Source organism: Streptomyces sp. AJS327 (assembly GCF_013450295.1).
In the GTDB taxonomy this organism is placed as follows: Bacteria; Actinomycetota; Actinomycetes; order Streptomycetales; family Streptomycetaceae; genus Streptomyces.
Genome location: NZ_SKBR01000002.1, coordinates 1,959,045 through 1,971,771, shown reverse-complemented (window position 1 = coordinate 1,971,771; position 12,727 = coordinate 1,959,045). Strand labels below are relative to the sequence as shown.

Here is a 12,727-nt window from a genome sequence, read left to right as displayed (position 1 = left end):
GGATCAGGTGATTGTCATTACCCGGGGTGGGCGTGGTGTGGTCGCGGCAGGGCTGTCATCGAAGTCACCGGTGCGTTACCCGATGACAGCCAAGCGAACTCTTCGCGCCGCGCGGTCACTGATCAGGCACGCGACTGCGGCGCCGGTGCCGGGGCATCCACACGCGGCGGTTCCCGTCGCTGTGCTCGTGCGAGGACAAGCGCAGTCCAGGCGGCGAGCACTGCCGCGCCCAGCACCCAGCCGAAGGTCACTGTGAACGCGGACATCGTGCCGGCCTGAGTGGGCTCGTGGCTGTCCATGCCGTTCTGTAGCACCGCCACCAGCACGGCGGTGGCGATCGAACCGCCAAGCCGTTGCACCATGTTGAGCTGTGGCGCGGCATGGCCGATCTGGTCCGGGGACAGGGCGCGGAAGGCGGTGGTCATGGCCGGCATGACGGAGAGTCCGGCCCCGGCGCCGGAGATCAGCATGGCCGTGGCGATCACCGGATACGGGGTGTTCGCGCCGATCAGTACGAAGGGCACTCCGCCGGCCACCCCGAGCAGGGCACCGTAGAAGACCGTGCGCCCGCCGCCGAACCGTTCCGTCGCCCGCCCCGACAGCTGGGTCGCGATCGCGGCGCCCGCGCTGGAGGGGACGAGCAGGGCGGCGGTGGTCAGGTCGTCCGTGTCGTGCACGCTCTGGAAGAAGAGCGGCATCAGCACCATGCCCGCGTACATGCCCATCGACAGTAAGAACGAGCTGAGTGAGGCGGCGCGGAAGACCTGGTCGCGATAGAGGCGGATGTCGAAGAGCGGGTGCGCCGCCCGCAGGCTGTGCGCGACGAAGACGCCGAGCAGGGACACCCCGGCGACAAGGGCGAGCACCGCGGTGGCGGAGGGGTCCCGGCCCATCTCGCCGAGCCCGTAGGTGAGGGCCACCATGCTGACGCAGACCGAGACGAGTCCGGGCAGGTCGAGCGGAGCGGATGCCTGCGGTTCGTCGCGGCTCAACAGGCGCAGGGAGGCCAACGCGGCGGCGGCGCCCACCGGCAGATTGATCAGGAAGATCCATTGCCACTGGGCCCAGTCGAGGAGCACCCCTCCGGCGAACGGGCCGAAGACCGGGGCGAGTACGACCGGCACCCCGACCACCGCCATCACCCGCGGCAGACGGGCCGGACCGGCCGCCCGGGCCAGGATGATCTGACCGACCGGCATGATCAGTCCGCCGCCGATACCCTGGAGCGCCCGGAACGCGATCAGCTGGCCGGAACTCTGAGCCAGCGCGCACAGCGCCGAGGCGACGGTGAACAGTACGACCGCGGCGACGAAGGTGCGGCGGGCCCCGAAACGGCGGGCGGCCCAGCCGGATATGGGGATCACCGCAGCGACGGCGAGGAGATAGGCGGTGACCACCCACTGGATGGCGTCCAGCGAGGTCCGCAGGTCGGCGGCGAGAGTCCTGAGTGCGACGTTGACGATGGTGGCGTCCAGGAAGGACATCGTCGAGCCGAGGATCACCACGGTGGCCGCGCGGCGCACCGTGGGCCCGAGCCCGGTCCGCTGATCCGCTTCGGAACTGTCTTCTTGCCTGACGCTCACAGTCGGTGTCCCGTCCCCTTCGGCACTGCTGCCGGGTTCGTGTCCTCCGGTGCCTGGTTCACCGCGTTCCGTCCAGGTCGCGCAGCCAGTCGTCGACCGCTCCGGCCGTGGTCACCGCACCGTCCTCCAGCATGGTGAAGTGGTCACCGGGTACCTCGCGTTGGTCGTGTGGAGCCGGCCACTCCGGCTTCACGTCACCGGCCAGCGCCTGTCCCGCGCGTACCTGGAGGGTGGGCACCGTGCTCGGTTGGGGGGTCCAACCGTGGAAGATCCCGAAGTAGCCCCCCATGGCGGTGAGTCGGATGTCCGTGGACCAGCCGAACTCCCGGTCCCGGTCGAACATCGCCCGCACCATCCCGCCACGGAACGCCGGATCGGCGGCCTCGCCGGGCAGGTAGGTGTCGAGCAGTACCAGGCCCCGGGCGGGGGAACCTCGCCGTTCCAGGAACGCGGCCACCTCCTGCGCCGCCCATCCCCCCGAGGAGTAGGCCAGCAGTACGAAGGGCTCGCCCTCTGCCGCAGCCAGGGCCGAGGCCGCCGCCAGCTCCGTCAACGCGCTTACGTTCGCGGGCAGTTCCTCCCCCTCCAGGAAGCCGGGCAGTGGCACCACCGACAGGCTGCGCCGCCCGCGCAACGCCGAGCCCACGCGAGCGTACTGGTCGGGGCTCGACATCGCGGTCAGCGACGGCAGAGCCACCAGCACCGGCCCCCTGCCTCCTTCCGTCAGTCGCACCGGCGCCAGCGGGGGGCGGTCAGATCCTTCGGTGAAGACCGGCCGCAACCGGGCCGCGGCGATCAGCACCCCGGTGGCCTCGTCGACCTTGCCGTCCTGACATGCCTGCCGGTAGAGCGCGGCCAACAGGCCCTGCTCCCGCTCTGGTTGTTCGCCCTCCGGCTGACGCTCGTCGTCCAGGCGCTGTGCGAGGTGGACCGCGAGCCGGGCCGGGGTCGGATGGTCGAAGACGGCGGTCGCGGTCAGCTGTAGCCCGGTGGCGGTGACCAGTCGGTTCCGCAACCGGACCGAGGTCAGTGAGTCGAAGCCCAACTCCAGGAATCTCCGGTCCGGGTCGACCTGGTCGCCGGAGGCGTGGCCGAGCACCGCGGCCGTGTGAGCGCGGACCAGGGCGAGTGGATCGGTGTTCGTGTCCGCGGTGACCTCGGGGCCGCGGCGGAGGGTGGGCACCAACTGCCGTAGCGGCGGCGGTAGTTCCTCCTCCCGGGCGCGGGCGCGCAGCGCGGGCAGATCGAGCCCCAGGGGGACGATGAGCGGGTCCGGCTGGTTCAGGGCGGCGTCGAAGAGGGCCAGCGCCTCGTCGGTGTCCAGGGGCCGGACGCCGCCGAGCGCGACGGCTCCCGTCTTCTCGGCGTCCAGCCCCGCGGTCATTCCGCTGCGTTGGGCCCACAACCCCCACACCAGCGAGAGTCCGGGCAGCCCGGCCGCGCGGCGGGTGGCGGCCAGAGCGTCCAGATAGCCGTTGGCCGCGGCGTAGGCGGCCTGCCCGGGGGCGCCGAGCAGCCCGGAGGCGGAGGAGAACAGGACGAAGGCGGTGAGGTTCAACTCCCGTGTCAGCTCGTGCAGATGACGTGCCGCGTCCACCTTTGGCCGCAGGACCGCGGTCAACCGCTCGGGAGTCAGGGTGTGCACCACTCCGTCGTCCAGGACGCCGGCCGCGTGCACCACTCCGCGCAGCGGAGCCTGCTGGGGCACCGTGTCCAGCAGTGCGGCGAGCGCCGCCCGGTCCGCGACGTCGCAGACGGCGGTACGCACCGAGGCCGCGCCCAACTCCTCCAGCTCGGCGGACAGATCGGCGGTGGTGCCGGGTGCCGCGCCGCTGCGACCGACCAACAGCAGGTGCCGCACGCCGTGCGCCGTGACCAGACGCCGCGCCACGGCACGTCCCAGCGTTCCCAAACCACCGGTGATCAGCACCGTGCCCTCAGGGCCGAACTCCTCTCGGGGCCACGGCGGTTCATCAGTTCCGTGGGTGGTCACCCGAACCAGCCGGGGCGCCAGCGCATCGTCTGATCGCACCGCGAGCTGTGGCTCACCCATTCCGGCCAGCACGGCCAGTGACTCCTCCGTGATCCCGTCGGTGTCCCCGGGTTCGAGGTCCACCAGCTGGAAGCGGCCGGGATGCTCGGACTGCGCGGAACGCACCATGCCCCACACGGCCGCCGCAGCCGGGTCCGGCGCCTCCCCGGCGGTGGCGGCCTGGGCACCCCGGGTCACGAAGACGGTCACCGGGCCCGACGGCGCCTCGATGGCCTCTCGCACCCCGTGGAGCGCGGCGTCGAGAGCGTCGCGCACGGCGGAGGTACCGTCCACCTCGACCGGGCACACGGGCGTCCGATCCTCGGTACCGGCACCGGCCGTGACCCGCACGGCCTGCCAGTCCACACGGAACAGGTCCTGGCTGGCAGGAAGGTGACCCGCAGCCAGAGGGCGCAGTACCAGACTGTCGACGGTCATGACGGGGGCGCCGGTTCCGTCATGGGCGGTGAGCGCGACGGCGTCGGCGCCCGCCGCGGCGATCCGGACCCGCAGCACCGAGGCGTCCGCCGTGTGGAGGCTGACCCCGTTCCACGAGAACGGCAGCCGGACTGCGCCGTCGTCGAAGAAGGCGCCGAGCCCGATGGCGTGCAGCGCGGAGTCGAGCAGCGCGGGGTGTACGCGGAAGTGTCCGGCCTCCTGCCGTGCACCCTCCAGACGCACCTCGGCGAATACCTCCTCGCCGCGCCGCCAGGCCGCGCTGAGCCTCTGGAAGGCGGGGCCGTAGCCGAGGCCGGTGTCGGCGAGCGCCGGGTAGAAGCCGGCGAGTTCGAGCGGTTCGGCGTCCCGGGGCGGCCACTCGTGCCGTTCCGGCGCCGGGGCTGGTGTCTGCGGGGAGAGGACTCCGGAGGCGTGCCGGGTCCAGGGTTCGTCGGTACTGCCGACGGAGCGGGAGTACACGGTCAGCCGCCGGACACCGGAGGGTTCCGGCGGCCCGGCCTCCGCCTGGATCACCACCGCACCGGTGGACGGCAGTGGCAACGGTGCCTCCACGGTGAGCTCGGCCACGTACGGGGTGTCGAGGTGACGCCCGGCTGTCAGCGCCAGGTCCAGGAAGGCCGTGCCCGGGAGGAGCGGAGTGCCGCCCACCGCGTGCTCGGCCAGCCACGGGTGGGTGCGCTGCGAGAGCCGGCCGTTGAACACCACGGCAGCGGTACCGGCCAGGGGAAACGCGGTGTCCCACAGCGGATGCCCGACCGGTTCGGCCCCGGACGCGCCGACACCTGCGGCCGTGGCCACGGAGCGCAGCCAGTAGCGCTCGCGTTGGAAGGCGTAGGTGGGCAGGTCAGTGGGAGCCACCTCCGGCAACACCCCAGCCCAGTCAACAACCACCCCAAGACAATGAGCCTCAGCAACCGACACCAAAAAACGACCCAACCCACCCTCACCACGACGCAACGAACCCACCCCCGGAAACCCCACCCCCGGAACCAACACCGGATGCGGACTCACCTCAACAAACACACACCCCCGCCCACCCAACTCCTCAACAGCCTCCCCAAAACGCACCGTCTCCCGCACATTCCGATACCAATAACCACCATCCAACTCCCCACCCTCCACCCACCCACCCGTCACCGTCGACCACAACGGCACCCCCCCAACACCCGGACACACATCCCCCAACAACCCCACCAACTCACCCTCCACACACTCCACCTGCGACGAATGCGACGCATAATCCACCGAAACCCACCGCGCACCCTCCACCCCCGCACACACCTCCTCCAACACACCCCACCCACCCGAAACCACCACCGAACGCGGACCATTCACCGCAGCCAACTCCAACCCCCCACCCAACAACCCACCAACCTCCCCCACCGACAACGGCAACACCACCATCCCCCCCAACCCCGACAACCCCGCCAACACACGCGACCGCAACACCACCACCCGCGCACCATCCACCACACTCAACGCACCACTCACCACAGCCGCCGCAATCTCCCCCTGCGAATGCCCCACCACCGCCCACGGCACCACCCCCACCGAACGCCACACCTCAGCCAACGCCACCATCACCGCCCACAACACCGGCTGCACCACATCCACCCGCCCCAACGCCACCTCATCACCCAACACATCCTCCAACCGCCACCCCACAAACAACTCCAACGCACGCCCACACTCAGCCAACCGACCCGCAAACACCGACGACACCGCCGCCAACTCCAACGCCATCCCCACCCACTGCGCCCCCTGCCCCGGAAACACAAACACCACCGGCGCGTCGGGACGGGCCGTCTGCCGCACCAGGTTCTCGGCGTCCTCTCCCCTGGCGAGCGCGGCGAGCCCGGTCAGCAGCGCGTCCCGGTCGGTGCCGGTGACGGCCGCCCGCTGTGCGAAAGAGGAGCGGGTCAGCGCCAGCGAACGTCCGACGCTGACGGGGTCGAGTTCCGGCCGCGCCTCGGCGTACGAGAGAAGCGCCTGGGCCTGGGCCCGCAGCGCGGTACGGGTAGGGGCGGAGAGCAGCCAGGGCACGGCCTCCGGCGCGTCAGCCGGGGTGTCGGCCGTCTCGTCGTCAACCGCCGGGAGTGGTGAGGGGGCCTGTTCAAGGACCACATGGGCGTTGGTGCCGCTGATGCCGAAGGCGGAGACGGCGGCCCGGCGCGGCCGGCCGGTCTGGGGCCAGGGCTGTTCCTCGGTGAGGAGCGCGACCCCGCCCGAGGACCAGTCGACGTGTGGGGTGGGCTCGTCCACGTGCAGGGTGCGGGGCAGCACGCCGTGCCGCAGCGCCAGTACCGTCTTGATGACACCGCCGACCCCGGCGGCGGCCTGGGTGTGGCCGATGTTGGACTTCACCGAACCGAGCCACAACGGCCGCCCCTCCGGCCGCTGTTGACCGTAGGTAGCGAGGAGCGCCTGAGCCTCGATCGGGTCACCCAGCCTGGTCCCCGTACCGTGCGCCTCGACCGCGTCGACTCCGTCGGCGCCGATACCCGCCTGGGCGAGGGCCTGCCGGATGACCCGCTGCTGGCTGGGCCCGTTGGGCGCGGTCAGCCCGTTGGAGGCACCATCCTGGTTGACCGCCGAACCACGCAGGACCGCGAGCACCCGGTGACCATTACGCCGCGCGTCCGAGAGACGTTCCAGGAGCACCATCCCAACCCCCTCACCCCAACCCGTACCATCCGCGGACGCCGCGAAAGACTTGCAGCGGCCATCGGCGGCGAGTCCGCGCTGTAGCGAGAACTCCACGAACGTGGTCGGCGTGGCCATCACGGTGGCTCCGCCCGCGAGTGCCAGGGAGCACTCGCCCTGGCGCAGTGCCTGCGCCGCCAGATGCAGGGTGACCAGTGAGGAGGAGCAGGCGGTGTCGACGGTGACGGCGGGCCCCTCCAGGCCGAGCGTGTAGGCGATCCGCCCGGAGAGCACACTGCCCGCGTTACCGGTGCTCAGGTATCCGTCGACGCCCTCGGGTACCTCACCGAGGCCGCCGGCGTAGTCGTGGTACATCACGCCCGCGAACACTCCGGTGCCGCTGCCGCGTAGTGAGGTGGGGTCGATCCCGGCGCGTTCGACGGTCTGCCAGGCGGTCTCCAGAAGGAGCCGCTGCTGCGGGTCCATGGCGAGCGCCTCATGCGGTGAGATGCCGAAGAACCCGGCGTCGAACTCGGCCGCGTCGTAGAGGAATCCGCCCTCGCGGACGTACGAGCCGCCAGCGGTTTCCGGGTCCGCGTCGAAGAGCGAGTCCAGGTCCCAGCCGCGGTCGGTGGGGAAGGCGGCGATGCCGTCGCGGCCCTCGGTGAGCAGCTCCCACAGGTCCTCGGGGGAACGCACCCCGCCCGGGTAGCGGCAGGCCATGCCGACGATGACCACCGGATCGTCCGCGTCGGCGGAACGCACCGCGGCAGCGGTCTCGGGTGCGTCGGCGTGGTCGCCGACGAGCTCCCCGACCAGGTGGGCGAGGAGGGCCGCGGGGGTGGGGTGGTCGAAGATGAGGGTGGCGGACAGGCGGAGCCCGGTCTCGGTGGCCAGGCCGTTGCGGAGTTCCACCGCGGCGAGCGAGTCGAGGCCGAGGTCGGTGAAGGGGCTGTCCATGGCGAGGGACGCTCCGTCGCCGTGGCCCAGAACGGCGGCGACGCGGGTGCGCAGCACGTCGGCCAGCCGCTCTTCGCTCCACTCCGTCCCGGCGGAGCGGGGTCCGGTGGCGGCGGCGCGGCGTGCCGGGCCGCGCAGGAGTCCGCGGAGCAGTGGCGGAACGGGACCCGCCGAGGGCCGCAGGTCCAGCGGGGCCGGCAGGAGGAGCGGCTCGTCCAGGTGGAGCGCGTGGTCGAAGAGCGCCAGACCTTCCTCGGCGTCGAGGGTGGTGAGGCCGGAGCCGGTGACCCTGTCCAGGTCACGGCCACCGAGTCTGGCTCCCATGCCTTCCGACCACAGTCCCCAGGCCAGCGACACCGCGGGCAGTCCGAGAGCGTGGCGGTGCTGGGCCAGCGCGTCCAGGGCGGCGTTGCCGGCCGCGTAGCTCCCCTGCCCCGGGGCGCCGAAGACCCCGGAGGCCGAGGAGAACAGGACGAAGGCGGACAGCTCCGTCCGCCGGGTCAGCTCGTGCAGATGACGGGCCGCGTCCAGTTTGGGCCGCAGCACGGTGCTGATCCGCTCTGGGGTGAGTGAGCCGATCACCCCGTCGTCGAGCACGCCCGCCGCGTGCACCACCGCGGTCAGTGGCCGGTCGGCGGGTATGTCGGCCAGCAGGCGGGCGAGTGCTTCGCGGTCGCTGACGTCGCAGTTCTCGATGTGCGCCGTGCCGCCCAGTTCCCGGATCGCGGCGGCGAGTTCGGCCGCGCCCGGTGCCCGGGTACCGCGCCGTCCGGCCAGCAGCACGTGCCGCACACCGTGCTTGGCTACCAGGTGTCGCGCCAGGAGGGCGCCGAGACCGCCGGTGCCGCCGGTGATCAGGACGGTGCCCCGGGGGTCGAAGGCCACGGGAGCGGCGGTGCCAGCTTCGTCGCGGCCAGCCGCCGAGGAGGCGGTCGGGACGGGGGCCGTGCGGGCGAGCCGCGGGGCGAGGAGCCGTCCCGCGCGCAGCGCCAGCTGAGGTTCGTCCAGGTGGGTCACCGCGTCCAGCAGGGGCGCCGACTCCGCGTCCATGTCCACCAGTTGGAAGGCGCCGGGGTTCTCTGCCTGCGCCGAGCGCACCAGCCCCCACACCGCGGACGTCTCCGGGTCCGGAACCGCTTCGCCGGGCCGTGCCGCCAGCGCGCCCTCGGTGACGCACACCAACCGCGATCCGGCGAACCGCTCATCGGCGTTCCACGCCTGGAGCAGTTCCAGCACCCCGTGCACCGTCTGGTACACCCCGCTCGGGTCCCCGGTGGAGGACAGCGGGACGTGGACGGCCGCCGGGACCTCGTCCCGTGCGGCCAGCGCGGCGAGGTCGGTGACCGAGCGCACGACCGCTACCTCGTCCGAACGCCGCTGTGGCGGGGGGAGTTCGGTCCAGTCGACCCGGAACAGCGCGTCGTCGTGACGCCGGACCGGCTCGACACCGGTCACCGGTCGCAGCGCCAGTCTCGTCACCGAGGCGACCGGCGTGCCCGCCGGGTCGGCCGCCTCCAGTGCCACCGCGTCGGTCCCGGCCGCGGAGACGCGCACCCGAAGCGCCGAGGCGCCGGAGGCGTGCAGCCGTACGCCCGTCCAACTGAACGGCAGGCTGGGCCGGTTGTCAGTGACGAACTCGCCGGGGCCCAGGGCGTGCAGCGCCGCGTCCAGCAGCGCCGGGTGCAGCCCGAACCGTCCCGCCGTCTCCTCCTGCGCGGGGGGCAGCCGGACCTCGGCGAACACCTCCGTGCCTCGCCGCCAGACGGCCCTGAGTCCCTGGAACGCGGGACCGTAGCCGAAGCCGGTGGCGGCGAGGTGCTCGTACAGTCCGTCCACCGGGATCTCCTCGGCGCCCGGTGGCGGCCACTCCGCCAGGTCGCCAGCCGGGTCCGTGTCCGGCTCGGCCTGCCCCGGGGCGAGGCGCCCGGCGGCGTGGCGCGTCCACGGCTCCTCACCGCGCCGGGAGTGGAGGGAGAGTTCCCGCCCACCGTCCGCGTCGGCGCCGCCCACGGACAGCTGGATCCGCACCTCACCCCGTTCAGGGAGCACCAGCGGTGCCTCGATGGTGAGTTCCTCCAGGACGCCGCAGCCGGTCTCGTCCCCGGCGCGCACGGCGAGTTCCACGAGGGCGGTGCCCGGTACGAACACGCTGCCCCGCACGGCGTGGTCGGCCAGCCAGGGGTGGGTGCGCAGGGACAGCCGCCCGGTGAACAGTGTCCTGTCCTCCTCGGCGAGTGTCACCAGCGCCCCGAGGAGCGGATGTTCCGCCCCACGCAGCCCCGCGGCCGTGACGTCGCCGCTTCGCGCCGTCTCCTGCCAGTACCGTTCGCGGGCGAAGGGATACGTCGGCAGCTCCACCCGGCGGCCCGTGAACAGCGCGCCCCACTCGGGCCGGACGCCGTGTACGTACAGTTCGGCGAGGGCGCCCACGGCACGGTCCGGTTCGCCCTGGTCTCGGCGCAACATCGCCGTGAACAGGGGGTGTTGGGCTATCCCGTCGTTGACCGGCGGGAGGCAGTCCTGGGCGGCGGCGGTCAGGACGGCATCGGGGCCCAGTTCGACGTACCGGCAGACGTTCTCCGTGGCCAGGGTGCGTACGCCGTCGAGGAACTGGACGGGGCGGCGGACGTGCCGCAGCCAGTACGACGGGCGTGTCAGTTCGCCCGGAGTGGCCAGCGCGCCGGTCACGTTCGAGACGATCGGTATGCGTGGTTCGGACAGGGTCAGTTCACCGACCACGGCGCCGAGTTCGGCGAGCATGGGCTCCATGCGCGGGGAGTGGAACGCGTGGCTCACCTCCAGCTGCTTGGTCCGATGACCGGCCTCACGGGCCGTGTCAGCGATCCGCGCCACCGCGTCCGCCTCGCCCGACACCACCACCGACGCCGGACCATTCACCGCCGCCACCTCAACCCGACCCTCATACCCCGACAACAGGCCCACGACGACCTCGCACGAGGCCCCCACCGCCACCATCGCCCCACCCCCAGGCAACGCATCCATCAACCGACCCCGCGCGGCGACGAGTCGAGCCGCGTCCGGCAACGAGAACACCCCCGCCACACAAGCCGCCGCCACCTCACCTATGGAATGCCCCAGCAGGTAGTCCGGCCGCACACCCCACGACTCCAACAACCGGAACAACGCCACCTCCACCGCGAACAAACCCGCCTGCGCCCACACCGTCCGCGCCAGCAGCCCCGCGTCATCACCGAACACCACACCCCGCACCGACCCCCCGAGGTGACCATCCAACTCCCCACACACCTCATCGAACACAGCCGCGAACACCGGAAACGCCCCATGCAACTCCCGCCCCATACCCAACCGTTGCGACCCCTGCCCCGAGAACAGGAACGCGGTGCGTCCCGCCGCACCGTTCTCCCGCGCGGCGGGCGGTTCAGCGAGGGCGGCCAGGAGTTCGGCGCGGGAGCCGCCGAGGACGGCGGCCCGGTACGGGAGTTGGGGGGACAGGGTCAGCGAGTGGGCGACGTCGACCGCGCTGAGTTCGGGCCGCTCCGTGATGTGTGCCGCGAGGGTGGCGGCACGGGCGGTCAGGGCCTCCGGGGTCTTCGCGGAGAGGATCCAGGGCAGTACCGGCGGAGCGTGCGAACCGGTCTCCCCGGATTCAGCCATCTCCGGGCTGTCGGGGGCCTGTTCGAGGATCAGGTGGGCGTTGGTACCGCTGACGCCGAAGGCGGAGACACCGGCGCGGCGCGGTTCGCCGCCGTGCGCGGGCCAGGGCTGGCTCTCGGTGAGGAGGCGGACGGTTCCGGCGGACCAGTCGACGTGCGGAGTGGGCCTGTCGATGTGCAGGGTGCGCGGCAGGGTGCCGTGACGCAGGGCCAGGATCATCTTGATGACTCCGGCGACCCCGGCGGCGGCCTGGGTGTGGCCGAGGTTCGACTTCACCGAACCGAGCCACAACGGCCGCTCGGCGTCCCGCCGTTGGCCGTACGCCGCGAGGAGCGCCTTGGCCTCGATGGGATCGCCGAGGACTGTGCCGGTGCCGTGCGCCTCGACCGCGTCCACCGCGTCCGGGGCGAGTCGGGCCTGGGCGAGGGCCTGCCGGATGACCCGCTGCTGGGCGGGCCCGTTGGGCGCGGTCAGCCCGTTGGAGGCGCCGTCCTGGTTGACCGCCGAACCCCGGATGACGGCCAGGATCTCGTGGCCGTTGGCTCGCGCGTCCGAGAGCCGTTCGAGCAGCAGCACGCCGACGCCCTCGCCCCACCCCGTACCGTCCGCGGCTTCGGCGAAGGCCTTGCAGCGGCCGTTCGCGGCGAGACCTCGCTGGCGGGAGAACTCGGTGAACACCCTCGGGGTGGACATCACGGTGACGCCGCCGGCCAGCGCGAGGGCGCACTCGGAGCGGCGCAGCGCCTCGGCGGCCAGGTGCAGGGAGACCAGCGACGAGGAGCAGGCGGTGTCCACGGTGACGGCCGGGCCTTCGAGGCCCAGGACGTAGGACAGGCGGCCGGACAGGACGCTCGCCGCGTTGCCGGTGCCGATGTAGCCCTCGGCGCTCTCCTCCCCGATCTGGCCGTCGAAGAGACTGCCGTAGTCCTGACCGTTGGTGCCCATGAAGACGCCGGTGCGGCTCTCGCGCAGCGCGGCCGGGTCGAGACCGGCGCTCTCCACGGTCTCCCAGGCGACTTCGAGCAGCACCCGCTGCTGGGGGTCCATCGCGCGCGCCTCGCGCGGCGAGATGCCGAAGAACCCGGGGTCGAACTCGGCGGCCCCGTCGAGGAATCCGCCCTCGCGGACGTAGCAGGTACCGGGGCGGTCCGGGTCCGGGTCGAAGAGCGCGTCCAGGTCCCAGCCACGGTCCTCGGGGAAGGCGCCCACCGCGTCCCGGCCCTCGGTGAGCAACCGCCAGTACTGCGCTGCCGAACGCACCCCGCCCCCGAACCGGCAGCCCAACCCGACGACCGCGACAGGCTCGTGGCCCCGGTCCTCGCTCTCCCGCAGTCGCCGGTTGGCCTCGTCGAGGTCAGCGGTGACCCGCTTGAGATAGGCCAGGAGCTTCTGCTCGTTGCTCGTCTCGTTGCTC

General features: G+C 72.2%; 1 protein-coding gene and 2 pseudogenes. All 3 read right to left on the bottom strand.

The features are described 5' to 3' along the window. Positions 1 to 122: 122 nt before the first annotated feature. Positions 123 to 1,583 carry an MDR family MFS transporter gene (locus E0L36_RS17505; RefSeq protein WP_308416795.1) on the bottom strand — a complete coding sequence of 487 codons (1,461 nt, stop codon included), beginning with the start codon at positions 1,581 to 1,583 and terminating at the stop codon, positions 123 to 125. 58 nt (positions 1,584 to 1,641) lie between these two features. After that, positions 1,642 to 4,764, bottom strand: a pseudogene (locus E0L36_RS28520) (SDR family NAD(P)-dependent oxidoreductase); the annotation flags it as partial. A gap of 348 nt (positions 4,765 to 5,112) precedes the next feature. Continuing rightward, a pseudogene (locus E0L36_RS27755) lies at positions 5,113 to 12,696 on the bottom strand (type I polyketide synthase); the annotation flags it as partial. Between the last annotated feature and the right edge of the window lie 31 nt (positions 12,697 to 12,727).